26 protein-coding genes are annotated in these 23,838 nt (G+C 60.8%); 18 read left to right on the top strand and 8 right to left on the bottom strand.

Going from position 1 to position 23,838, the window contains the following annotated elements:
• From AB4Y97_RS18260 to AB4Y97_RS18245, 4 genes are all read left to right on the top strand, one after another.
• Window positions 1-715, top strand: a 715-nt coding sequence (locus tag AB4Y97_RS18260) for a transporter substrate-binding domain-containing protein (protein ID WP_442000468.1), incomplete at its 5' end; no start/stop codon positions are given.
• Between the two features lie 72 nt (window positions 716-787).
• The gene (locus tag AB4Y97_RS18255) at window positions 788-1,510 is read left to right on the top strand and encodes an ABC transporter permease (RefSeq protein ID WP_442000467.1); all 723 of its coding nucleotides are present in this window, start codon (window positions 788-790) and stop codon (window positions 1,508-1,510) included.
• A complete protein-coding gene (locus AB4Y97_RS18250; RefSeq protein WP_442000466.1) occupies window positions 1,510-2,235 on the top strand; it encodes an ABC transporter permease in 726 nt (241 codons plus the stop codon). Before AB4Y97_RS18255 ends, AB4Y97_RS18250 begins: the two co-directional genes overlap by 1 nt.
• A gap of 7 nt (window positions 2,236-2,242) precedes the next feature.
• A complete protein-coding gene (locus AB4Y97_RS18245; protein WP_442000477.1) occupies window positions 2,243-3,052 on the top strand; it encodes an ABC transporter ATP-binding protein in 810 nt (269 codons plus the stop codon).
• A 4-nt stretch (window positions 3,053-3,056) separates the two neighbouring features.
• Here AB4Y97_RS18245 and AB4Y97_RS18240 read toward each other — a convergent pair whose 3' ends face one another.
• On the bottom strand, window positions 3,057-3,452 hold the full coding sequence (locus AB4Y97_RS18240) for a hypothetical protein (RefSeq protein ID WP_442000465.1): 396 nt from the start codon (window positions 3,450-3,452) through the stop codon (window positions 3,057-3,059).
• Window positions 3,453-3,454: 2 nt separating this feature from the next.
• Window positions 3,455-3,892, bottom strand: coding sequence for a DUF4112 domain-containing protein (locus tag AB4Y97_RS18235; protein ID WP_442000464.1), 438 nt, complete (start codon window positions 3,890-3,892; stop codon window positions 3,455-3,457).
• A 347-nt stretch (window positions 3,893-4,239) separates the two neighbouring features.
• Between AB4Y97_RS18235 and AB4Y97_RS18230 the strand changes: the two genes are divergently transcribed.
• Genes AB4Y97_RS18230 through AB4Y97_RS18220 form a run of 3 tightly spaced genes read left to right on the top strand, consistent with a single transcriptional unit; the run spans window position 4,240 to window position 7,414 of the window.
• A complete protein-coding gene (locus tag AB4Y97_RS18230; protein WP_442000463.1) occupies window positions 4,240-4,794 on the top strand; it encodes a YcbK family protein in 555 nt (184 codons plus the stop codon).
• Between the two features lie 15 nt (window positions 4,795-4,809).
• Window positions 4,810-6,522 carry an adenine deaminase gene (gene ade / locus AB4Y97_RS18225; RefSeq protein ID WP_442000462.1) on the top strand — a complete coding sequence of 571 codons (1,713 nt, stop codon included), beginning with the start codon at window positions 4,810-4,812 and terminating at the stop codon, window positions 6,520-6,522.
• Window positions 6,523-6,541: 19 nt separating this feature from the next.
• A complete protein-coding gene (locus AB4Y97_RS18220; protein ID WP_442000461.1) occupies window positions 6,542-7,414 on the top strand; it encodes an alpha/beta fold hydrolase in 873 nt (290 codons plus the stop codon).
• A 3-nt stretch (window positions 7,415-7,417) separates the two neighbouring features.
• On the opposite strand, the gene AB4Y97_RS18215 is transcribed toward AB4Y97_RS18220, so the two are convergent.
• The 3 genes from AB4Y97_RS18215 to pncB are packed head-to-tail and all read right to left on the bottom strand — an operon-like array spanning window position 7,418 to window position 10,227.
• On the bottom strand, window positions 7,418-8,161 hold the full coding sequence (locus AB4Y97_RS18215; RefSeq protein ID WP_442000460.1) for a class I SAM-dependent methyltransferase: 744 nt from the start codon (window positions 8,159-8,161) through the stop codon (window positions 7,418-7,420).
• Window positions 8,162-8,164: 3 nt separating this feature from the next.
• Window positions 8,165-8,929 carry a LamB/YcsF family protein gene (locus AB4Y97_RS18210; RefSeq protein ID WP_442000459.1) on the bottom strand — a complete coding sequence of 255 codons (765 nt, stop codon included), beginning with the start codon at window positions 8,927-8,929 and terminating at the stop codon, window positions 8,165-8,167.
• A gap of 5 nt (window positions 8,930-8,934) precedes the next feature.
• Window positions 8,935-10,227, bottom strand: a complete 1,293-nt coding sequence (gene pncB / locus AB4Y97_RS18205; protein WP_442000458.1) for a nicotinate phosphoribosyltransferase — start codon at window positions 10,225-10,227, stop codon at window positions 8,935-8,937.
• A 291-nt stretch (window positions 10,228-10,518) separates the two neighbouring features.
• Here pncB and AB4Y97_RS18200 point away from each other — a divergent pair, with 291 nt between their 5' ends.
• From AB4Y97_RS18200 to AB4Y97_RS18190, 3 genes are read left to right on the top strand one after another with little or no spacing between them, the layout of a single operon-like run.
• A complete protein-coding gene (locus tag AB4Y97_RS18200) occupies window positions 10,519-11,646 on the top strand; it encodes a P-loop NTPase (RefSeq protein ID WP_442000457.1) in 1,128 nt (375 codons plus the stop codon).
• Between the two features lie 5 nt (window positions 11,647-11,651).
• Window positions 11,652-12,329: a molybdenum cofactor guanylyltransferase MobA gene (gene mobA, locus AB4Y97_RS18195; protein ID WP_442000456.1), complete on the top strand. Its 678-nt coding sequence runs from the start codon at window positions 11,652-11,654 to the stop codon at window positions 12,327-12,329.
• Window positions 12,326-12,544 (top strand): sulfurtransferase TusA family protein, encoded by a 219-nt coding sequence (locus AB4Y97_RS18190; protein WP_442000455.1) that lies wholly within the window; start codon window positions 12,326-12,328, stop codon window positions 12,542-12,544. The genes mobA and AB4Y97_RS18190 overlap by 4 nt, the downstream gene beginning before the upstream one ends.
• A 59-nt stretch (window positions 12,545-12,603) precedes the next feature.
• Here the strand turns inward: AB4Y97_RS18190 and AB4Y97_RS18185 are convergent, their stop codons facing one another.
• The gene (locus AB4Y97_RS18185) at window positions 12,604-12,780 is read right to left on the bottom strand and encodes a CsbD family protein (RefSeq protein WP_442000454.1); all 177 of its coding nucleotides are present in this window, start codon (window positions 12,778-12,780) and stop codon (window positions 12,604-12,606) included.
• 480 nt (window positions 12,781-13,260) lie between these two features.
• On the opposite strand from AB4Y97_RS18185, the gene AB4Y97_RS18180 reads away from it, so the two are divergent.
• Entirely contained in the window at window positions 13,261-13,950 is a 690-nt protein-coding gene (locus AB4Y97_RS18180; RefSeq protein WP_442000453.1) for a sensor histidine kinase, read from the top strand.
• A 33-nt stretch (window positions 13,951-13,983) separates the two neighbouring features.
• On the opposite strand, the gene AB4Y97_RS18175 is transcribed toward AB4Y97_RS18180, so the two are convergent.
• Window positions 13,984-14,178: an aldose epimerase family protein gene (locus AB4Y97_RS18175; RefSeq protein WP_442000476.1), complete on the bottom strand. Its 195-nt coding sequence runs from the start codon at window positions 14,176-14,178 to the stop codon at window positions 13,984-13,986.
• A gap of 254 nt (window positions 14,179-14,432) precedes the next feature.
• Here AB4Y97_RS18175 and AB4Y97_RS18170 point away from each other — a divergent pair, with 254 nt between their 5' ends.
• The 7 genes from AB4Y97_RS18170 (at window position 14,433) to AB4Y97_RS18140 (ending at window position 22,072) form a co-directional block, all read left to right on the top strand.
• Window positions 14,433-15,281 (top strand): HAD family hydrolase, encoded by an 849-nt coding sequence (locus AB4Y97_RS18170; protein ID WP_442000452.1) that lies wholly within the window; start codon window positions 14,433-14,435, stop codon window positions 15,279-15,281.
• Window positions 15,282-15,720: 439 nt separating this feature from the next.
• On the top strand, window positions 15,721-16,929 hold the full coding sequence (locus AB4Y97_RS18165; protein ID WP_442000451.1) for an ABC transporter substrate-binding protein: 1,209 nt from the start codon (window positions 15,721-15,723) through the stop codon (window positions 16,927-16,929).
• 135 nt (window positions 16,930-17,064) lie between these two features.
• On the top strand, window positions 17,065-17,823 hold the full coding sequence (locus tag AB4Y97_RS18160; protein ID WP_442000475.1) for an ABC transporter ATP-binding protein: 759 nt from the start codon (window positions 17,065-17,067) through the stop codon (window positions 17,821-17,823).
• A complete protein-coding gene (locus tag AB4Y97_RS18155) occupies window positions 17,816-18,520 on the top strand; it encodes an ABC transporter ATP-binding protein (RefSeq protein ID WP_442000450.1) in 705 nt (234 codons plus the stop codon). The genes AB4Y97_RS18160 and AB4Y97_RS18155 overlap by 8 nt, the downstream gene beginning before the upstream one ends.
• A gap of 7 nt (window positions 18,521-18,527) precedes the next feature.
• On the top strand, window positions 18,528-19,415 hold the full coding sequence (locus tag AB4Y97_RS18150; protein ID WP_442000449.1) for a branched-chain amino acid ABC transporter permease: 888 nt from the start codon (window positions 18,528-18,530) through the stop codon (window positions 19,413-19,415).
• A 31-nt stretch (window positions 19,416-19,446) separates the two neighbouring features.
• Window positions 19,447-20,394, top strand: coding sequence for a branched-chain amino acid ABC transporter permease (locus AB4Y97_RS18145; protein WP_442000474.1), 948 nt, complete (start codon window positions 19,447-19,449; stop codon window positions 20,392-20,394).
• Window positions 20,395-20,443: 49 nt separating this feature from the next.
• Entirely contained in the window at window positions 20,444-22,072 is a 1,629-nt protein-coding gene (locus tag AB4Y97_RS18140; protein WP_442000448.1) for a GMC family oxidoreductase, read from the top strand.
• A gap of 85 nt (window positions 22,073-22,157) precedes the next feature.
• Here AB4Y97_RS18140 and AB4Y97_RS18135 read toward each other — a convergent pair whose 3' ends face one another.
• Window positions 22,158-23,579, bottom strand: coding sequence for a mannose-1-phosphate guanylyltransferase/mannose-6-phosphate isomerase (locus AB4Y97_RS18135; RefSeq protein WP_442000447.1), 1,422 nt, complete (start codon window positions 23,577-23,579; stop codon window positions 22,158-22,160).
• Window positions 23,580-23,838: the final 259 nt, after the last annotated feature.

The following is a 23,838-nucleotide window of genomic DNA, read 5'->3' as shown; positions in this document are numbered from 1 at the left end:
CGGCGGCAAGCTGGAAGGGTTCGAGATCGACCTCGCCAACGACCTGTGCGCCCGCATGAAGGTGAAGTGCGAGATCGTGGCCCAGGACTGGGACGGCATCATCCCGGCGCTCAACGCCAAGAAGTACGATGCCATCATGGCCGGCATGAACATCACCGACAAGCGCCTTGAGGTCATCGACTTCACCCGGCCCTATGCGTCCGGCCTCCATGGCTTCGCGACCATGAAGGACTCGCCCGTTGCCAAGCTGGAGGGCACGGGCGACCGCGCGAATCTCGACAAGAATCCCGAGGCCGCGCAGAAGATGATCGACGCCTGGAAGCCAATCTTGAAGGGCAAGACCGTCGGCGTCCAGGGCTCGACCGTGAACTCCCAGTTCCTCGAGAAATATCTCAAGGACGTTATCACGATCCGCGAATACAAGACCACCGAGCAACATGATCTCGATCTTGCTGCCGGCCGTGTGGATGCGATCTTCGCGGCGCAGTCCTCGATGAAGGCGACCCTCGACCAACCAGAATTCAAGAACATGACGATGGCAGGTGGCGGCGTGTCCGGCGGCGTCCTCGGGCGCGGCGTGGCCGTCGGCCTGCGCAAGGGCGACACGGAGCTGAAGAACAATTTCGATGCCGCGATTCAGTCCGCCATTGCCGACGGCACGGTCAAGAAGCTGACCGAGAAGTGGTTCAAGGTCGACATGACGCCCCAGAGCTGAAGACGTCACGCAATCATTGTTTCGAACAGCGTCATCCCGCTCAAGGGATGACGCATAACAGGAATATAGAGCGTGCAACAACTGAGCTATTTTGAGCTCGTCGGGTTCGGCCCCAATGGCTGGGGATGGGCGCTTCTGACGGCGACGGGCATGACGCTGGCGGTGGCTTTGTGCGGCTTTCTCGTGGGGTCCATCGTCGGCACGTTCGTGGCCTGGGCCAAGCTCTCGCGGAACATTGCCGCCCGCAGTTTCGCCGATGGCTACACTACCATCCTGCGCGGCATCCCGGACCTTCTCGTCATCTATCTGTTCTATTTCGGCGGCAGCGCGGCGCTTAGCGCCATCGGCAGCCTGTTCGGGGCGGAAGGCTTCATCGGCGTGCCGGCCTTCGTCACCGGCGCGCTCGCCATCGGCATCGTCTCCGGCGCCTATCAGGCCGAAGTCTTCCGCGGCGCCTATCAGGTTGTGAGCCGTGGCGAGATCGAAGCCGCGCGTGCCGTCGGCATGCATCGCTGGCTGATGTTTCGTCGCATCATTGCGCCGCAGGTGCTGCGCTATGCCATCCCCGGCCTCGGCAACACTTGGCAGTTGGTCTTGAAGGAATCTGCCCTGATCTCGGTCACCGGCCTCGTGGAGTTGCTGCGCCAGTCGCACATCGCCGCCGGCTCGACTCGCCGCCCCTTCGATTTTTACATCACCGCGGCAGCGCTCTATCTCGTCATCACCTGGGTATCGACCTACCTGTTCCAGCGCGCCGAAAACCATTCGATGCGCGGCATGCGGAGGGCTTCCTGATGGATTTCGCATTCATGCGGGATACCTTCCTGCAACTCATCACCGGCGTGCCGCTCACCCTCAACCTCGCTTTCACCTCGGTGGCGCTCGGCGCAGTTCTCGCCATGATCCTGGCGCTGATGCGGATGTCCGGCATCCGGGTGCTCGATGCCATCGCCCGAGCCTATGTGTTTGTGTTTCGCGGCACGCCGCTTCTGGTGCAGATCTTCCTGATCTATTACGGCCTCGGCCAGTTCCGTCCGACCTTGCAGGAATGGGGTCTGTGGACCTTCTTCCGCGAGCCTTACTGGTGCGCCGTGCTCGCGCTGACGCTGAACACTGCGGCTTATGCCAGCGAGATCTTCCGCGGCGGCCTGCAATCGGTGCCACACCAGCAGGTCGAGGCGGCGCGTGCCTGCGGCATGTCCGGCTTCCTGCTCTTCCGCCGCATCATCTTTCCCATTGCGGTCCGGCAGGCCCTTCCGGCCTATGGAAGTGAAATCATCCTCATGGTGAAGGCGACCTCGCTGGCCTCGATCATCACCATGATGGAAGTGACGGGGCTCGCGGCCAAGCTCATCTCGCAGACCTTCCGTGCGGTGGAGGTTTTCGTGGTCGCGGGCGCGATCTACCTGATCCTCAACTTCGTCATCACACGCATCATCATGTTCATCGAATGGCGGCTCTCGCCGCATCTGCGCCGGGTGCCCGCAGTCGAGCCGCGCCTGGAGGCCGCCCATGTCTAATGCAGCCATGTCCACAGCCGCCCTGTCCAACGGAGTCTCGCCCGTGTCGTCTGCCAATGCTCCTGCCGTTTCGGTCCATAACCTGCGCAAGAGCTTCGGCCCCCTCGAGGTTCTCAAGGGCGTGAATCTCGAGGCCCGCGAAGGCGACGTGATTTCGATCCTCGGCGCGTCGGGCTCGGGCAAATCCACCATGCTGCGATGCATCAACATGCTCGAGGTTCCGGATTCCGGCGAGATCGAGATTGGTGGCGAGGCGATCCGCCTCAAGCATACCCGGCGCGGCATGGAGCCTGCGGATCAGTCTCAGGTCGATCGCATCCGCTCGCGGGTCGCCATGGTGTTCCAGAGCTTCAATTTGTGGTCCCACATGACCATTCTGGAAAATGTCATCGAGGCGCCGGTGCATGTGCAGAAGCGCTCCAAGGCTGAATGCATCGCCGAAGCGGAAGCTCTGCTCGAGAAGGTCGGCATCGCCGACAAGCGCGGCCAGTATCCCTCGCATCTCTCGGGCGGCCAGCAGCAGCGCGCTGCGATCGCGCGGGCGCTCGCCATGCGTCCGCAGGTGATGCTGTTCGACGAACCGACTTCGGCGCTCGATCCCGAACTGGTCGGCGAGGTGCTCCGCGTCATGCGCTCGCTGGCGGAAGAAGGGCGCACCATGCTTGTGGTCACCCACGAGATGGGTTTTGCCCGCGACGTCTCCAACCGCGTCATGTTCCTTCACAAGGGAATGGTCGAAGAAGAAGGGACGCCGGCCGAGGTGTTCGGCGCTCCGAAGTCGGAGCGCTTCAAGCAGTTCATCTCAAGCCATCGCTAAAATCTCAGTGCCGCTCGATGCGGCGCTGATCCTCGTTCGATGCGGGCGTAATGTCGGTGGGTGTGACGTCCCGATAACCGGGACGTGGATAATCCATCTGCCAACCCATCGGGCTAGCTGGACGAGCAGCCCTGCCGAGAACGAAGCTCATCAGGATCGGAACGGCCAGGATGAGCAAAGACACAAGGCCCCACACGAAGACGACGGCGGCGAGCCCGAGATTCCGGAGAGCCGCCAGCCCCCAGGACAGCCATTCCACCGTCTCGGGACGATTGCTCACCACATCCGCGTGGCGGACGACGGTACTGCCGAAAAGATCGATCAAGCCGTAGGCACCCCAGGCGAGAAGCGACCAGAGGACCACGAAGGTGCCTGCGACAATCCAGAGCAAACGCCTCATTGTCAGTGCTCGTCGATCCGTACAGCGGTGCCGTCGATCTCGCGCGGGCTGCGTCTGGCCACGCCGAGATGCTCGTGGATGATGCGAAGGTTGCGCATGTTGGACTTGAAGAAAACGTCAAACACATCACCGGCGAGCGGGATCGCACCGAGAGCCGTATCGATGGCCACATTGCCGATCATGCGCGCGATCTTCCAGCGCGGCAGCCCGAGCCGGCGCGCTTCCCAGATGATGTAGCTCGCCAAGGCTGCAGAAACCGCATCGCCGATTCCGGGAACGATCCCGATCACCGCATCGAGCCCGATGCGGCGGTTGAGGCCCGGAATGAAGAAGGCGCTGTCCAGGAGCTTCGCCACCAGCGTAACGCGGGCAATCGCATCCTCCCGGCTGGGGCCAGCCGCCTCGATGGCATCGAAAACAGCGCTGCGAGCAGCGTTCATCCCACTTTCTCCAGACCGCCGACATGGCGGCACAACGATTCGAGATGTGTGCATCGAGGCTTTCACCCGCAAGAGCAGAGGCAGGAGGCAGCCTTGCAGCTTGGCAATAAAGGGTAGCGATCGGATCTCGATCGCGGTATTTCAGGACATTTCCCTGACTACTTTCCATTATGCCAGCTTAGATTCCTTTTGCGCATCTTGTCTTCCTAAAATTCAACTTTAGCTTGCCTGCTGGTCTGCCGACAGCTTGACCGTCGGCGGTCCGCAACCAAGAAAAAGAAGCAACTGCGCGCGGTTGCTTCACAAAACCATTTGCAAAAAGGGGGGGGTCAAAAGGGGAAGACCCAATGAGCGCCAGTTTTCGCCTCCGTCAGGCGTCTTGGTCCGCTTTCATGGCCAGCGCCTTCGTGTTTGGAGCGTTCTCTGTCTCGGTTAGGGCCGAAAGCGAAGGTGTAGCGTTGCCGCCCGCACGCTATGCAAGTCTGCCCTCCAACGATCGTTTGAAAAGTCCCTCCGTTACGGGAGCCCTTCCTAATGTCGGCAGAGTTGGCCCGAGAAATCTTTCGGGTTTCTATGCCTTTGTGGAGTTAGGCAGCATTGTTCTGAGGGAGAGCACTCCGACCAAATGCCTCCCCGATAAGCTGCGCGAAGTCGTTGCCGACTTATCCGCCAAGTTCGGCACTGTCAGCATCCAGTCGACGCACCGAACGGCTTGGCGCAACCGTCGCGCCGGTGGGGTTCGGCACTCCCTTCATCTTTCCTGCCGCGCCATCGATTTCAGGGTCCATACCCGAGGCCAAGGCGTCATGGCGTATTTACGCTCGCGTCCCGAGATCGGAGGGCTTAAGATCTATCGGAACGGCATCATCCATATCGATAATGGAACACGCCGAAGTTGGTGAGTGGTATCGAGCAGTATGACGGGACGGTCTGACGCACATACGATTGCAACCCGGATCGCACAAGGCCGGGGAAATGCACCCGCCGATCTCGTCATCACCGATGTGCGCCTGCTCGATCTCGTTACCGGTTCGATTACGCGTACCGACATCGCCATTTCCGGCGACACAATCGTCGGTACCTATGGCCAGTATCGAAGCGCCCGTACCATTGAGGGTCGCGGACGCTTCGCGGTGCCAGGATTCATAGACACGCATCTGCATGTGGAATCCTCTCTCGTCACTCCGCTGGAGTTCGACCGCTGCGTCCTGCCTCATGGCATCACGACGGCGATATGCGACCCGCATGAAATGGCGAACGTCATCGGCACCGCAGCCTTCGATTACTTTCTCGCTTCGGCCGAACGCACGATCATGGATCTGCGCGTGCAATTGTCGAGTTGCGTACCGGCGACACACCTCGAAACGGCGGGCGCGCGCATCGAGGCCGCCGACCTTCTGCCCTATCGCCGTCACCCCAAGGTCACCGGTCTTGCGGAGTTCATGAACTTTCCCGGCGTGCTTGCCGCCGACCCTGCCTGCCTTGCCAAGATCGAAGCGTTTTCCGACGGACATATCGACGGGCATGCGCCCCTCCTGCGCGGTCTCGATCTCAACGGTTATCTTTCAGCCGGAATCCGTACGGATCACGAAACGACGACTGCGGATGAAGCGCTGGAAAAGATCCGGAAGGGGATGACGGTGCTGATCCGCGAGGGCTCGGTCTCGAAAGACCTGCATGCGCTCGCGCCCCTGCTTTCGATCCAGACATCGCCCTTCCTCGCCCTTTGCACGGATGACCGCAATCCTCTCGACATCGCGGAAGAAGGCCACCTCGATTATATGATCCGCACCCTGATCGCATCGGGATGCGAGCCGCTGGCGGTGTATCGGGCCGCTTCTCTCACCGCTGCGCAGGCTTTCGGCCTCACCGATCGCGGCATGATCGCGCCCGGCAGGCGTGCGGATATCGTGCTGCTGGACGATCTCGAAACCTGCACCGTTTCGGATGTCGTCAGCGCGGGCCGATTGGTGAACGACGCGCTTTTCGCAACCCGTGGCAACGTCGAGCCGGTGGGGCGCAACAGCGTCAAGGTCGGGCCTATCGGCGCGGAGGATTTCCGCGTTCCCACCCTCTCGGACCCAACGCCGGTCATCGGCGTCATTCCCGGCAAGATCATCACCGAGCATCTGCAACTCGCCCTGCCCCGCCGGGACGGATTAGCGCAGATCGATCTGGAACAGGATGTGGTGAAAGTGGCCGTCGTGGCCCGCCATGGTGTGAACCGCAATATCGGCCTCGGCTTCGTGAAAGGCTTCGGCCTGAAACGCGGCGCCATCGCATCGTCCGTCGGCCATGACAGTCACAATATCTGCGTCGTCGGCGCAAGCGACGCCGACATGACGGCGGCGGTCAATCGTCTGCGCGAGATTGAAGGAGGCTTCGTCGTCGTGTCGGACGGCATGATCCGCGCGGAGCTGGCGCTTCCCATCGCGGGGCTCATGAGCGACCGCAGCTATGAAGAAGTGCGCGATGCGCTTCATCCCTTACGGAGCGCCGCGAAAGACCTTGGTGTCATCCTGCCGGAACCTTTCCTGCAGGTCGCGTTTCTTCCCCTGCCGGTCATTCCGCATCTCAAGATCACGGATTATGGACTTGTGGATGTGAACCGGATGGCGCTGGTGCAGTAACAACTTGCAGGAAAGAAATATGTTCGAAGGCTTCACGCAGCGGCAGATCACCACTTCCGAAGCCGTGATCAATCTCCGTCATGGCGGCAAAGGGCCGCCGGTCCTTCTCCTGCATGGGCATCCGCAGACGCATGTGATGTGGCACCGCGTCGCCCCGCGTCTGGCGGATCATTACACCGTCGTCTGCGCCGATCTGCGCGGCTATGGCGACAGCTCGAAGCCGCCGACGACGCCGGACCATGAACCCTATTCCAAGCGGGCCATGGGGCGTGATCTCGTCGAGGTAATGCAATCCCTCGGATTCGAACGTTTCGCCGTCGTCGGGCATGACCGCGGCGGGCGCTGCGCCTATCGCATGGCGCTCGACCATCCGGATCGCATCGCCGCGCTTTCCGTGCTCGACATCATTCCGACCGCCGAGCATTTTCAACGCACGGACATGGCCTTCGCCATGGGCTACTGGCACTGGTTCTTCCTGGCTCAGCCCTACGATCTGCCCGAACGCCTGATCTCAGCGGATCCGGACGCGTTCTATATGCGCCGGGGCCGCTCCATGTTCGACGAGGCGGCGCTCGCCGAGTATCGGCGTTGCTTCACCAATCCGGACACGATCCACGCCATGTGCGAAGATTACCGGGCCGGGGCAACCATCGATATGCGGCTCGACGAGGCCGATCAGAAAGCGGGGCGCCGCATCGCCTGTCCCGTGCTGGCGCTCTGGGGCCTGAAGAACGGGCTCGAGCGCTGGTACGACGTCGTCGCCGTCTGGCGCGATTGGGCGGATGAGGTCGAAGGACACGGGATCGATTGCGGCCATTACCTCGCCGAGGAAGCGCCCGAAGAAACGCTTGCTGCGCTCGAACCGTTTCTGGCGAAGGCGTTGAAGGCCTGATCCTCAGATCCGTCCAATCCTGAACGAGAGTGGAAAGCGGATCGCGCGGCGACGCTCCGGATCGCCCCAGGCTTTCACGAGTTCGCGCTGGAATGATTCGACCGGCTCGCGGCCCAGAGCCTTCTCCGTACCGCGCACCGCCGACCATGTTTCCGCATACCCGATGAAATCGGCGACACGCCACTGGACTTCGATGGCAAGTGGGGGCGGCGACAACTCCTTGAAAGGAAAGTCGAAGGCGCGATAACCCTCTTCCACATGCCGGCGCTCCGGCGGCCAATAAGGGCCGATCACATCCTTGTAGAAGTGCTGGATGACGGGGTTGATTTCGGGATCCGCCTGCACCACGCCATAGGTGACGAGCGCTAGGATCGCGCCTGGCTTTCCGATGCGCCGCGCCTCCGCATAAAAGGCCGGGAGGTCGAACCAATGAGCGGCCTGCGCCGCCGTGATGAGATCGACCGAGTGGTCCGCGAGGCCGCTCCTCTCAGCCGCTGCGACGCGATAATCGACCCGTGGATGTGGCGTTGCCTTCTCGATCTGCTGCGCGCTCGCATCGGTAGCGATGACCTTGTCGAAATCCTCTGCCAGCAGAACAGACAATTGGCCCGTGCCGCAACCGACATCGAGCGCCACATCATGTCCGGCACAGAGGCTCGCAAGATAATCGACGGCGGCACGCGGATAGGTCGGGCGGTACGCCGCGTAGTCGGAGGAGCGCGCGGAGAAATGATCCTTGAACGACATGCGTCATTGACCTGTGAAAGGCCCGACTGAAACGCCGTTGGCCTCGAGCTTTGCCCGGATCGTCCGCGCCATGGCGACAGCGCTCGGCTCGTCGCCATGGACACAGATCGTGTCGATCCGCAGCGGGATCCGCTTGCCGGATACGGTCGTGACCGCCTGGTCCTGCAAGGTCCGCAGCACACGTTCCGCCGCCGCCTCCGCATCATGCAGAACGGAGCCGGGCTTCTTGCGGCTCGTGAGAGCGCCGTTATCCTCGTATGTGCGGTCCGCGAAGAATTCGCGTGCGACACGCACGCCGATCGTCTCGGATGCTTTTTCCATCAGCAGGCCGGGCATGCATACATTGACGAGATCGGCATCGACACCCTTGATGGCGCGGGCGATGGCCCGCGCCAGATCCTGATCCTCGTTCGCCATGTTGTTGAGCGAACCATGAGCCTTCACGTAGGTAACACGGTGCCCCGCAAGCGACGCGACCGCCTGTAACGCGCCGATCTGGTAGGCGACCATGCGCTCGATATCGGCGGGGCTGTCGCCCTTGATCACGCGGCGCCCGAAACCGTGCAGGTCATTGAAGCCCGGATGCGCGCCGATCGCTACGCCCTTGCGCTTCGCGGTTTCCGCCGTGCGGAACATGATGGAGGGATCGCCTGCATGGAATCCGCAGGCGATATTGGCCGAGGAGACGATATCGAGCATCGCGTCATCGTCACCCATGGGCCAGGGACCGAAACCCTCGCCCATGTCACAGTTGAGGTCTATTTTCATGTTCATTACACCAGAACCGGTTGCGCACTTTGTGCGCCGACTTCAAAGACGCGCTTGTAGCGCTCGATCTCGGCTTTCGGACCCATCGCCTTGGTGGGATTGTCGGAGAGCTTCACGGTCGGCCGTCCATTTGCCGAGATAACCTTGCAGACAATGGAGATGGGGTCGAGTCCGCCTTCCGGGACAAGGCTCCGGAAGTCGTTGGTGAGCAGCGTGCCCCAACCATAACCGATGCGCATGCGTCCCTGGAAATGCTGATGGATGCGCTTGATCACATCCACATCGAGACCGTCCGAGAAGATGGCAAGCTTCTCTTTCGGATTTTGCCCTCGCGCGAGCCACCAGGCGATGGCCTCCTCCCCGCCTTCGATGGGATCCTTGGAATCGATGCGGATGCCGGTCCAGGAGGGAACCCAGCCCGGAGCGTTGCTCAGAAAATTCGTGGTGCCGTAGGTATCGGGCAGGATGATGCGCAGGTTGCCCTCGTAATCCTCCTGCCAATCGGCGAGTACCCGGTAAGGCGCCTTGGCCATGTCCTTTTCGTTATCGGCAAGCGCCGTATAGACCATGGGCAGCTCATGCGCGTTGGTGCCGACGGCCTCGACCTCCCGGCGCATGGCGATCAGGCAGTTCGAGGTGCCGAGGAAGGAAGGCCCGAGGCCTTCGATCATCGCCTGCACGCACCAATCCTGCCAGAGGAAGCCGTGGCGGCGGCGGGTGCCGAAATCGGTGACGGAGAGATCGGGCAACGGCTTGAGCTGTTGGATCTTCTCCCAGACCCGCGTCATGGCGCGGGCATAGAGCACCTGGAGCTCGAACTTGCCCATGCCCTTGAGCACGCCGCGGGAACGCAGTTCGTTCAGGATCGCAAGTGCCGGGATCTCCCACATGGTTGTCTCGATCCAGGGGCCATGGAAGGTCAGGACATACTGGCCGTCCTCCTTCTCCAGAAGATATTCCGGGAAACGGAAGGTCTCGAGCCAATCCATGAATTCCGGCGAGAACATCTGCCGTTTGCCATAGAAAGTGTTGCCGCGCAGCCAGGTGGATTCGCCACGGGTCAGCGACAGGGACCTCACGTGATCGAGCTGCTCGCGCAGCTCGCCAATGTCGATGATATCCGCAAGGCGGATGCGGGTGGTGCGGTTATGGATGCCGAACGTCACCTGCACGTCCCGATGGCGGCGGAAAATCGTCTGCGCCATCAAGAGCTTATAAAAGTCCGTATCCAACACGGACCGGACGATCGGATCGATTTTCCAGGTATGGTTGTAGACCCTGGTCGCGATGTCCGCCATCGCCTGCTCCTTGCCGCCTCGGGAGGCAGGACAATAGCGAAGGGCCGACCGCGATGAAAGAGTGCCGGCACTGATTTGGCCAAGCTTAGGGAGGCGTCACCTCCACCGCGATGGCGGCGTAGTATGCCGCGACGTTGCCGATATCCCCTCAGAGAATAAGGAACAATGGACGAGGCAGGCCTCGGCTCGGGATATCCATCGGGCCATGCAACGAACATCTTAACGGACGGCCCTTCACCCTATACATGACGGGCAGGACAAGCGCAGAGTTCCGGCGAAGGAGGCTCCACCGTGACGATCACCCGTGAAGACGTTCTGCAGGCTCTCTCGTCTGTGCCGGTTGATGCCAGCGGGACAAATCTCGTGGCATCCGGCCGCCTCTCCGATGTGCTGATCGACAATGCGGCTCGGGTCATGTTCTCGATCTTCATCGAACCGGCGGAGGCGCCCCGCATGGAGCAGGTACGCCAAGCCGCTCAGGCAGCCGTGCAGAAGCTTCCCGGCGTCAAAGGAGTGTTCGCCACACTGACTGCGGAGCGTCAGGCCTCTGCGGGCCCTGTCACGCCATCGCCCGCAGCACCGCGACGCCCTCAGGCAGCGGCGCAATCCGGGTCGCAGCGGATTCCAGGCGTCAGGCATGTGATTGCCGTCGCCTCGGGCAAGGGAGGCGTCGGCAAGTCGACGACCGCCTGCAACCTCGCCCTCGGGCTGAAGGCGCTCGGGCTGAAGGTCGGTTTGCTCGATGCTGACATCTATGGCCCCTCGATGCCCAAGCTCCTCGGCATCCATGGCAAACCGAAACTGCTCGAGAACCGTGTCCTCGAACCCATGGAGGCCTATGGCCTGAAAGTGATGTCGATCGGCTTCCTGGTCGACGAGGAAGCCGCCATGATCTGGCGCGGGCCGATGGTGATGTCGGCGATCACGCAGATGCTGCGCGAAGTCGCCTGGGGTGAGCTCGATATCCTCGTGGTTGACATGCCTCCCGGCACGGGCGATGCGCAGCTTACCATGGCACAGGCCACCCCTCTGGCGGGCGCCGTGATCGTCTCCACGCCTCAGGATCTTGCGCTGATCGACGCCAGGCGGGGCGTGTCCATGTTCAAGCGGGTCGAAATCCCGATTCTCGGCATCGTGGAAAACATGGCGACCTTCATCTGCCCCCATTGCGGGCAGTCCTCGCATATCTTCGGCCATGGCGGCGCGCGCATGGAGGCGGAGCGCCTGGGCGTGCCCTTCCTCGGCGAAGTGCCGCTCAACATGTCGATCCGCGAATTGTCCGATGCAGGCCGCCCCGTTGTCGCGGTCGATCCGGACGGCCCCCATGCCGCGATCTACAAGAACATGGCGCAGCAGGTCTGGGGCGCATTGTCAGGTGGAGCTAGTGCGCGGCCAGCTCCGCGCATTGTCATCGAGTGAACCGCATGGCTAGACCCGCCCCCTGCCCTTCTACCCTCGGCGTCATTCTCGCGGGGGGATCGGGGCGGCGCATGGGAGGGATCGACAAACCCTTGCTGAAGCTGGGAGGCGAGTCCCTTCTTCTCCGCATCGCTCAGCGCCTTCATTCGCAATGCAATGGCCTCATCCTGAACGCCAATGGCGATCCGGCACGGTTTGAAAGCCTGGGGCTTACCATTGTGTCGGACTCTGTCCCCGGCCATCCCGGTCCGCTTGCCGGGATCCTCACTGCACTCGAATGGGCAACGGAGCACTGCCCCGCCGTCGAATGGGTGGTCAGCGTTTCAGGCGATACACCTTTTCTTCCCAACGATCTGGTGAAACGACTTCATCTGGCGCGCCAGTCCGCGGAGACCTTGCTCGCCTGCGCCGCCTCCGACGGAAATTTGCACCCAACCGTAGGGCTGTGGTCCGTGTCCTTGAAACGGGATCTGCGACAAGCGCTGACGCATGAAGGCCTTCGTAGCGTCCGTGATTGGGCGAGCCGTCATGGGATGGCGCGAGCATCCTGGGCCTGCGAACCCCTCGACCCCTTTTTCAATATCAACACTCCCGACGATTTTGCCGCAGCAAAAGCCTTGCTGGAGAAATTTCCCGAGGAACTCTCAAGCATGAGGCAATCGTCTCCGGATTCCTTGAAATGACTGAACTCGACCTTTCAGGCCTCAAATGTCCCTTGCCCGTCCTGCGGACCCGCAAGGCCCTGCGTACATTAAAATCCGGTGACCGGCTGACGGTGATCTGCACGGATCCTTTGTCGGCCATCGATGTGCCGAACCTGATCCGCGAGACGGGAGACATCCTGGACGCTCAGCGCCGTGAAGAGACGAGACTTGTTTTCGTAATCCGCAAAAGCTGAGAATTTAACGAAAAGGCCCGGCAACGCACGCCGGGCCCTTTGTCACGACTCGAACTCGATTATTCCCGATTGCGGATCGAATCCTTGAGACCGCCGACAGTGTTCTGGATCTTGCCTTCGGCCTTATCCATCTTGCCCTCGGTTTCGAGCTTCGTATCGCCGACAGCCTTGCCAAGGCCTTCCTTCATGCTGCCTTTGACTTTCTTCATACCGCCTTCGATGCGATCTTTATCCATCGTCGTTATCCTTCGTTTCAGAACTCGATAGAGGCTGAACGCGCGAGCGGCAGAAGGGTTTCGTGTCCGGTTCGTCGCAGAGGCCCAAGGCGAGGCGCGAGCATTTCAAGCAGAAACCCGATTTCGTCACACCATTGTAGGCGTCGGAGCCAAGGGTTCAGCCTGAAATTCTGTCGGAAATCACTGTTATACTATCCAAACGAAGGGCGACACGACCGAGCCCGCTGCGTTAGCAGAGCAGGCTATCCAGAAATCATCCCAAATAACGGGTTTTACCAGTTCAGAGCTTGGCATGGCGCTCCACCATTGAGGAGTGGAGAAAAATTTAGCCAATCCGGCTCGAGCCTCCGCCCCCCAAATTACAAAATTATCATATAATAACAGAGATCTTTCGTGTCAGATTCTCAGCCACCTTCCAACATACCGGGCGCGTCTGACAACCCAGAGGGTCAGGAGTTCCCAAGGGACCCCAATCGACAATTGGACCGCCTAGCCCTCCTGGCGCATCAGCTCATGGCGCCGCTCTCGACGATTTCCGCTCTGGCGCAGGGTCTCATGCGGCGATCGGAACAACTCGACACGCACGATGTTCGTGACCGGGGTGAAAAGATCTGGCGTGCAAGCCTGCGGCTCCGTGAGCTGATCGACACGATCATGTCCTATACCCGCGCCAATGCGAACGCGATTACCTTGAATCCCTGCTCCTTCAACCTGAAATCCCTGGTCGGACGCGTATGCCAGGAGCAGGGCCGGCAAGCCCCGAACCGCACCTTCAATCTCGACATCGAAGCGGTTCCCGATGACTTCACGGGCGATCCCATTCTGCTGGAACAGGCTCTCGTCATCGTTCTGTCGAATGCGATGAAGTACTCGCCCTCCGATCAGCCCATCACCATCATTGGCCGCACAAGCGACGGCGAGACGGTCATTACCATTAAAGACCGGGGCATCGGCGTGCCGGAGAGGGATCTCCCTTTCCTGATGCAGCCTTTCTTCCGCGGCAGCAACGCGAAGCATATGGCCGGCACGGGTTTAGGGTTGAGTCTCGCCTGGCATATCCTTCGACTGCATGGCGGAGCGCTGCAGATCGAAAGCGAGGAAGGGCGCGGGACGGCCGTCACGATGATCCTTCCCGTGGATGCAGCGTCAGAGACCGATAGAATAATCTGAAACCGTATCGGAATGCCCTTCAGAATTCGCGTTTCATAGGGTGAAGAAAGGCACGCGCATTGCATGGCGATAAATCTTGCCCGGACGGAGCACGGCCGATGGGAAATGCGGCACGTTCGGTGAATTCGGATAGACCTGCGTTTCAAGCGAGAAACCGGCATGCTTGCCATAAGATACGCCGCAAGATACGCCGCGCGACGAAGCGTATCCCTTGAAGCCACCATGCAGATGTTCGGAAGCTCATTGGCGGACAGGTCGTAAATTTGTCCGTAGAGGGCGATGCGGGCATCCGCGGTGCGATTGGCATAGCGCCCGCAGATGGCGGAGATAGGAATAGGGCTTCCAGTATCCGCTTGCTTGATCTGCCAAATTTTGGCTTTTAGCCTTCACGAAATCATAGACGAAGCGCTCTCGAAGGAACACTCGCGCATGAATACGACTGATCTCCATCTCACTTGCCCCATCCTTCTGGGAGCAGAGGGATGAAGCCCCTTTCCCAGCTTCCTCTCGAGCAGGCCCGCTCGGTCCGCGTGGTTCTGACGGATATCGACGACACGATCACGACGGAAGGCACCCTTACAGCCTCCGCCTATGGCGCGCTCGAGGCGCTGCAACGCGCAGGGTTTCTGGTCGTGCCGGTCACGGGACGCCCTGCCGGCTGGTGCGATCACATCGCCCGCATGTGGCCGGTCGATGCGGTTGTGGGAGAAAATGGCGCCTTCTATTTCCGGTACGACCGCGAAAAGAAGAAAATGCACCAGCATTTCTGGGCGAGCTCACAGGAACTGAAGCAGAACCGCACCCGTCTCGACGCCATCGAGAAGGAGGTTCTCGCCACTGTTCCAGGTGCGGCGCTCGCCAGCGACCAGGCGTATCGTGTGGCGGATCTCGCCATCGACTTCTGCGAGGATGTTCCGGCTCTGCCGGAATCCGAAATCGACCGGATCGTCGCGATCTTCGAACGTGCAGGCGCCCAGGCCAAGGTCAGCTCGATCCATGTCAACGGCTGGTTCGGCGCCTATGACAAGCTGAGCATGGCGAAAACCCTTTTGGCCGATGTCTTCGGAATCGATTGGGCAGAGGCGCAGAAAGCCGTGATCTATGCGGGCGATTCTCCCAACGACGAGCCCATGTTCGCCGCCTTCCCCTTAAGCGTCGGCGTCGCCAACATTCACGCCTTCGCCCATCGCCTGAAGAACAAGCCCGCCTATATTACGCAGTCGCATTCCGGCGGCGGTTTCGCGGAGCTGGCGACCCTGCTGCTACGGGCAAAGTGCAAAACATCCCTGGCACCCACCACATCCAGCCCGGCGAGGATAATGGGGATCTGATCACGCCTCCGTCCAGCGCGGAGCGACGTCGCTCCCCTTTGGGAAAGCGTTTTCCAGCGCCGGACGGAGATTTCAAACGGCCCCCTTGCAGGTCCGCCAGTGGGCCGTCCTTACTATTGATATGGACCGGCATGGAGCTGACCAGGGCAAGACCGGGATACGTTCTCGAGCGCTTTCGACCAGCGAGCGGCACCGCTCGGCGCGCCTCGCAAGCAAGGCAACCCCAAAGCTTGGCCGCAAAGGCCGCGAATATTAAGAGCCTCCTCTCCGCGAAAGGTCAAAATCCCGGCGATATCTGCGACTTAAGGATGAATTCAAGCCGCATTGCGATGCCGAAAAGTCTGCTTACTTTCCTTGACCACCGTCGCGCGTGGTTTCACCATGCAAGCATAAACAGACCCGGCTCAGCCGGGCCCATGACAGAGAGGGAAGGAAGTCGATGCGAGTTCTCAAGAATATCCTATTTGCCTTGAGCTGCACCGTGCTGGCGCCATCCGCCTATGCGCAGCAGATCTCCGACAATGTCGTCAAGATCGGCATCCTGAACGATCAATCCGGTGTCTATGCCGATTTCGGCGGCAAATCGTCCGTCGAGGCGGCCCGCATGGCAGTCGAGGATTTCGGCGGCAAGGTGCTTGGCGCCCCGATCGAGATCGTCAATGCGGATCACCAGAACAAGCCAGACGTAGCCTCCAGCATCGCCCGTCAGTGGTATGATACCGAAAAGGTCGATGCGATCATGGAGCTGACGACTTCATCGGTCGCGCTGGCTGTCCAGGGACTTTCCAAGGAAAAGAAGAAGATCGACATCGTCACCGGCGCGGCGACGACGGACCTGACCGGCAAGCAATGCTCGCCTTATGGCTTCCACTGGGCCTACGACACCCACGCACTGGCTGTCGGCACCGGCGGGGCGCTGGTGGAGAATGGCGGCAACAAATGGTTCTTCCTCACCGCCGATTATGCCTTCGGCTATTCTCTCGAAAGTGAGACCGCGAAACTCGTGAAAGCGAAAGGCGGACAGGTTCTCGGCTCCGTCCGCCATCCGCTCAGCACCAATGACTTCTCGTCCTTCCTGCTCCAGGCGCAAAGTTCCGGCGCCAACGTCATTGGCCTGGCCAATGCGGGCCTCGATACGTCCAATGCGATCAAGCAGGCTTCGGAATTCGGCATTACGCAGGGCGGCCAGCGCCTCGCCGCCCTGCTGTTCACCCTGGCGGAAGTGCACGGCCTCGGCCTGAAGGCCGCGCAGGGGCTGACGTTGACCGAGGGCTGGTACTGGGATCAGAGCGACGAGAATCGCGCCTTCGCCAAGCGCTTCATGGAACGCACCGGCCGCATGCCGAACATGATCCACGTGGGCACCTACTCTTCCGTGCTGCAATATCTCAAGGCCATCCAGAAGGCCGGAACCGATGCGACGGAGCCGGTGGCGAAGGCCCTGCACGAAATGCCGGTCGAGGACGTCTTCGCCAAGAAGGGCAAGGTGCTGCCGAACGGCCGCATGGTCTACGACATGTATCTCTTCCAGGTGAAGAAGCCAGAAGAGAGCAAGGGCGAATGGGACATGTACAAGCAGCTTGCCAAGGTCCCCGGCGACGAGGCTTTTCTCAAAGCTGCCGAAAGCGGCTGCCAGCTCACGCAGTGAGCTTTCGCGATATTGGGATGTGGGGACGGCATGGCCGTCCCCCGCTGCATGTTTCGATGCCGTGATGTTCGCGAGGCCAGACCTGAGACATTCCTATTATAGCCTGTTCATTGTCACGAGATGATCGACCGCATGATGGTCAATGCACCGCCTATCCTGAGCGCCGAGGGACTCACCATGGAGTTTCGCGGCTTCGTTGCCGTGAACAACGTGACGCTGGCCGTTCGCGAAGGGACGGTACACGCCCTGATCGGCCCGAACGGGGCCGGCAAGACGACCGTCTTCAACATGCTCACGAAATTCCTCACGCCTACCCGCGGCAGGATCGAGTTTCGCGGCACCGACATCACGCCGATGAAGCCCGCCGAGGTCGCCCGTCTCGGCCTCGTTCGCTCCTTCCAGATCTCGGCGGTATTTCCGCATCTGACCGTACTGGACAATGTGCGCGTGGCCTTGCAGCGACCGTCTCATCTGGCAACCCAGTTCTGGCGCTCCTCCGACATTCTGTCCGTTCTGGACGAGCGTGCCCTGGAATTGATCGAGGCGGTCAATCTGTCGGCGTACACGCACCTTCCCGCCGTCGAACTACCCTACGGCCGCAAGCGCGCTCTCGAGATCGCGACGACGCTGGCGCTCGATCCCGCCATGCTGCTCCTGGACGAACCCATGGCCGGCATGGGGCATGAAGATATCGGCCGCATCTCCGACCTTATCCGCCGCATCTCCAAGAACCACACCGTCCTGATGGTCGAGCATAACCTGCATGTTGTGGCGGATCTCTGTGACCGCGTTACCGTTCTCGCGCGCGGTGAAATCCTCGCGGACGGCACCTACGACGATGTCAGTGCCGATCCGCGCGTGCGCGAGGCCTATATGGGAACCGAGCATGAGTAACGCACTTCTCGAAGTTCGCGCTCTCAATGCCTGGTATGGCGAGAGTCACGTCCTGCACGGTGTCGATCTCGACATCCGCGAGGGCGAGACCGTGACGCTGCTCGGCCGCAACGGCGCAGGCAAGACCACGACCCTGCGCGCCATCATGGGTATTCTGCGCCGCCGTGAGGGCACGATCCGTCTCCGCGGCCAGGATCTAAAGACATTGCCGCTCCATCGGGTCGCTCAGGCCGGCCTCGGCTACGTGCCCGAGGAACGCGGAATTTTCGCCAACCTGAATGTAGAAGAGAACCTCACCCTGCCGCCGAAGGTGGCAGAGGGCGGCATGAGCGTGGAGGAAATCTACGACCTCTTCCCGAGCCTTTACGAACGTCGCTACAGCCAGGGCACCAAGCTGTCCGGCGGCGAGCAGCAGATGCTCGCCATCGCCCGTGTGTTGCGGACCGGCGCAAGGATCATCCTGCTCGATGAGCCCACGGAGGGTCTTGCGCCCGTGATCGTCCAGCGTATCGGCGACGTGCTGGTGGCGCTGAAGCAGCGCGGCATGACCATTCTGCTCGTGGAACAGAATTTCCGCTTCGCGCGCAAGGTGGCCGACCGTTTCTACCTCATGGAGGACGGGCGCATGGTGAATTCGTTTCCGGGACCTGAGCTCGATGCGCATATGAACGAGCTTCACGAAGTACTCGGGGTTTGAGGGTTCCATGAGCACCATTTTCGGCATCCCCGCCCCTGCCCTCTACGGCCAGATCCTCATCGGCCTCATCAACGGCTCCTTCTACGCCCTATTGAGTCTGGGGCTGGCGGTGATCTTCGGCCTGCTGCGAGTCATCAATTTTGCCCATGGCGCGCAATACATGCTCGGCGCCTTCGCGGCTTACGGCCTTTTGAATTATGCGGGCATCGGCTATTGGCCGGCCCTCATTCTCGCGCCCCTGATCGTCGGTGCCGTCGCGATCGTGATCGAGCGCACCATGCTGAGCCGCCTTTACGGTCTGGATCCGCTCTACGGCCTTCTCCTCACCTTCGGGCTCGCTTTGATCTTCGAAGGTGCGTTCCGCTATTGGTTCGGCACGTCCGGCAAGCCTTACTCCCCGCCGCCGCAGCTATCGGGAGGTCTCAATCTGGGCTTCATGTTCCTGCCCATCTACCGGGGCTGGGTCGTGGTCGCTTCGCTCGTCATCTGCCTCGCTACCTGGCTCCTGATCGAGAAGACCAGGCTCGGAGCCTATCTGAGGGCGGCAACGGAGAACGCAACCCTGGTCCAGGCCTTCGGCGTAAACGTGCCGCGGCTGCTCACGCTCACTTATGGGCTCGGAGCCGCATTGGCGGCTCTCGCGGGCGTGCTCGCCGCGCCGATCTATCAGGTCAACCCTCTCATGGGCTCGAATCTCATCATCATCGTCTTTGCCGTGGTGGTGGTCGGCGGCATGGGTTCGATCATGGGAGCGATCATCACCGGTTACATGCTCGGTGTGCTCGAAGGATTGACCAAAGTGTTCTATCCTGAGGCGTCGAGTATCGTGATCTTCGTCGTCATGGCCATAGTCCTGCTCATCCGGCCGGCAGGCCTCTTCGGACGGGAGGCATAGGATCATGAATGTCCAAGCGCCGCATCTGGCGATGCAGCCCAAGACCCAGGTTCCGATGAGGGCGTTCCTCGCACTAGCTCTTGTGGGCCTTCTCGCCGCGCCTTTCGTCCTCTACCCCATCTTCCTGATGAGTGTGCTCTGCTTCGCGCTGTTCGCCTGCGCGTTCAATCTGCTCATCGGCTATGTGGGATTGCTGTCCTTCGGCCATGCGACCTTCTTTGGCGGGGCAGCCTATTTCACCGCCCATGCGGTCAAGGTCTGGGGCTGGGATCCGCTCGCCGGAATCCTGCTCGGCGCAGTAGGAGCCGCCGCTCTCGGGCTTGTGGTCGGCTTCCTCGCCATTCGCCGCCAGGGCATCTATTTCGCCATGATCACACTGGCGTTGGGGCAGATGTTCGCCTTCATCTGCCTGCAGGTGCCCTTCACTCATGGTGAGGATGGCATCCAGGGAGTTCCGCGCGGGCATCTGCTTGGCCTGATCGACCTGAACGATCCGCTGGCCATGTATTATGTCACGCTCGCGGTGTTCCTGTTCGGCTTCTTCGCCATCTGGCGCATCGTGAATTCGCCATTCGGCAACGTCCTCAAGGCCATCCGGGAGAATGAACGGCGGGCGATCTCGCTCGGCTACCGGGTCGACCGCTACAAGCTCGGCGCTTTCGTCATGTCGGCGGCGCTCGCCGGGCTTGCGGGCGGCACCAAGGCCATCGTGTTCCAGTTCGCGACTCTCACCGACGTGCAATGGCAGATGTCAGGAGAAGTGATCCTGATGACCCTGCTCGGCGGCATCGGCACGCTGGTCGGCCCTGTGGTGGGAGCCACTTTCGTCATCGCCTTGCAGAACTACCTTGCAGCCTCGGATTTTCCAGTCACGGTGCTGATCGGCATCATCTTCGTCGTGTGCGTTCTCCTCTTCCGCCGCGGCATTGCCGGTGAGGTCGTGGAGTTCCTGAAGCGGAAGACGAGCAAGATCACCTGAGCCTTGTTCCATCCATGCGGAGCAAAGCTTCATCTGCCGAGCTTGTGCCATGTCAGACAGTGACATCTTCGATTACGTAATTGTCGGCGGCGGCTCGGCCGGGTGCGTGCTGGCCAACCGGCTCTCCACCGATCCTCGGCATTCGGTCTGCCTCCTCGAGGCCGGCGGCAGGGATAACTGGATCTGGTTTCACATCCCGGTCGGGTATCTCTTCGCCATCGGCAATCCCCGTTCTGACTGGATGTTCAAGACGGAGAGCGAGCCTGGCTTGAACAATCGGGTGCTGAACTATCCGCGCGGCAAGGTCCTGGGCGGCTCCTCGGCCATAAACGCCATGATCTACATGCGCGGCCAACGGGAGGATTACGACAACTGGCGCCAGATGGGCCTGCGCGGTTGGGGCTGGGACGACGTCAAGCCGATCTTCCGCAGGCATGAGGATCACTATCTCGGCGCCGGAGAGCACCATAGCATCGGCGGCGAATGGCGCATCGAAGCCCCACGCGTAAGGTGGGATATTCTCGATGCTTTCATCGAGGCCGCCGTGGAAGCAGGCATCCCCCGCACCGACGATTTCAATACCGGCGACAATGAAGGCATCGCCTACTTCCATGTCAACCAGAAGAGCGGACGCCGCTGGTCCGCCGCGCGGGGCTTTCTGAGGCCTGCCTTGTCGCGTTCCAATCTGAAAGTCGAAACCCACGCCCAAGCGACACGCATTCTCTTCGAAGGAAAGCGGGCGGTCGGTGTCGCGTTCATGCAGAACGGCATGTTACGGCAGATCCGGGCGCGAGAGGTCGTGATCTCGGCCGGCGCCGTCGCCACTCCGCAATTGCTGCAACTCTCCGGTATCGGTGATGGCTCGCTCCTGCAGCAGCATGGAATCGAGATCGTCCATCATCTGCCCGGCGTCGGTGAGAACCTGCAGGACCACCTGCAGCTTCGCCCGATTTATCGCGTCCAGGGCGTGCGCACGCTCAACGAGGATTACCGGTCGCTGGTGCGGAAGGGGCATATGGCGCTGCAATATGCCCTGTTCCGTCGCGGGCCATTGACCATGGCTCCCTCGCAACTCGGCGCATTCACGCGCTCGTCGCCGGAATATGCCACCCCGAACCTGCAATTTCACATTCAGCCCCTGTCCCTCGACAAGTTCGGTGAGGAGCCCCATCCCTTCCCGGCCTTCACCGCGAGCGTCTGCAATCTGAGACCGACCAGTCGTGGCAGCATCAGGCTGCGCAGTGTCAATCCTTCGGATCCGCCGTCGATCAGGCTCAACTCCCTATCGACGAAGGAAGACCGGAAGGTTGCCGTCGATGCCTTGCATATCGCGCGCCACATCGTTTCGATGCCGGCGCTTCAGAAGTATCGTCCACAGGAATACAAGCCTGGCGCCGAGCTGACGACGGATGAAGAATTGCTTCAAGGCGCACGCGATATCGGCACGACGATTTTCCATCCCGTCGGTACGGCGAAGATGGGCATCGAGAGCGATCCATTGTCCGTAACGGATGAGCGCCTTCGCGTACGGGGTGTCGAGGGGCTTCGCGTCATCGACGCCTCGATCATGCCGACCATAACCAGCGGCAACACGAACTCACCGACTCTCATGATCGCCGAGAAAGGTGCAGCAATGATCATCGAGGACCGCGCAGGCAGCGCATCAGCGGCCGCCTAGGGGCACGCAACGTGTCTAAGCGCCAGAGCATCGGATGAGAGCATCGTGTGGCCGCAAAACCGGGTCCACTTTTGCGCACGATGCTCTAGACGCGCGCATAGACATCCTCGAACCTGACGATGTCGTCTTCGCCAAGATAGGCTCCGGACTGCACCTCGATGAGATTGAGCGGCAAGTGGCCAGGATTTTCCAGCCTGTGCACGCAGCCCAGCGGCAGATAGGCCGACTCGTTCTCACGCAGCAGGATCTGTTCATTGTCACGCGTCACTAAAGCCGTGCCGTTGACTACGATCCAGTGCTCGGCTCGATGAAAGTGTTTTTGCAACGAGAGCTTGGCGCCGGGCTTCACGGTTATGCGTTTGACCTGGAAGCGCTCGCCATAATGGACCTGCTGGTAGAACCCCCAGGGTCGGTGTACGCGCATCGTTTGCGTGGCTGCCTCATGCCCTGTTGCTTTCAACCGGTCTACGAGCAGCTTCACATCCTGGTCATGCTCTTTCGTCGTCACAAGAACGGCATCGGGCGTGGCAACGATGACGAGATTTTCGACACCGAGGGCGGCAACGAGCGGACCTTCGGAACGAATATAGCAATCCTTCGCCCCAATTGCGACGGCCTCGCCCAATACGACGCTCCCCTCGTCGTTCTTGCTTTCCATCTCCCACAGAGCAGACCATGTGCCGATATCGGACCACGGAAAGGAGGATGGAACGACGACTGCATTCTCGGTTCGCTCCATGATTGCATAATCGATCGAGATGTCCCGTGCCTGAGCAAAGGCATCCGCATCGAGGCGCAGGAAATCGAGATCCGTCCTGGCTGCAGCGATCGCCTTCTTGCAGGCCTTGAGCATGTCTGGCTCCAGGCGGTTCAGCTCATCGAGGAATCGTTGCGCAGGCAGCATAAAGATACCGCTGTTCCAAGCGTAGTCGCCCGACTTGAGATAGCTTTCCGCAGTCGCCAAGTCAGGCTTCTCGACGAAGCCCAGAACTTGCCTGATATCGAAGTTTTCAAGAGCCGGCCCACCGACGTGGATATAGCCGTATCCCGTTGCCGGTGTCGTCGGCTTGATGCCGAAGAGAACGAACGAGTCATTTCGAGCGGCCTTGCAACCGGTCTGGAGAGCTAGGTGAAAAGCATCGACGTTTCCGATGCTGTGATCTGCGGGCATCAGTAAAAGGATCGCTTCCGGATCGTTCCTTGTAGCGAGGAGAGCTGCGACTGCAGCAGCCGGGGCCGTGTTTCGCCCGACCGGCTCGAGGACAATCTGAGATCGTTCCATCCCGATGGCGCGAAGTTGTTCGGCGATGACAAACCTGTGGTCGGCATTCGCGACGACGATCAGTTCGCTGAACAACGCCTTGTCGGCCACGCGCCTCGCCGTCTGCTGCAGAAGGGTCTCATCCTCGATCAGTGACAGGAGTTGCTTGGGATAGGATTGCCGCGACAATGGCCAAAGGCGGCTTCCGGTTCCGCCGGAGAGAAGGACGGGGGTGATCTTGCCCATGAAGTCCTCGGAGAGCCCTATCCCGAGCGAATAGCGGCCGTGAGAAAGGGTTCGGACATTTATCCTAACAGCTTAACTCTCAAGCCATGGCGGCGGCCACTGATGCAATGAAGGGGGTAGCCTCAAAAAAGGAGTACCTCGAAGAGGTCAGCCGCCGCCGCTAGGCATAAATACAGCTTTCGGTAAATTCGGGAGACGTGAAAAGACCCGGGTTTCGATGAGCTCTCATCGCGCAGGCGGCTCCAGGCCGCACCGGTCA

Origin of the sequence: Microvirga sp. 2TAF3 (assembly GCF_052114965.1) — a bacterium.
Classification (GTDB): domain Bacteria; phylum Pseudomonadota; class Alphaproteobacteria; order Rhizobiales; family Beijerinckiaceae; genus Microvirga.
Note: the sequence above shows the minus strand (reverse complement) of the source record. Positions and strands in the feature narration are given on the sequence as shown.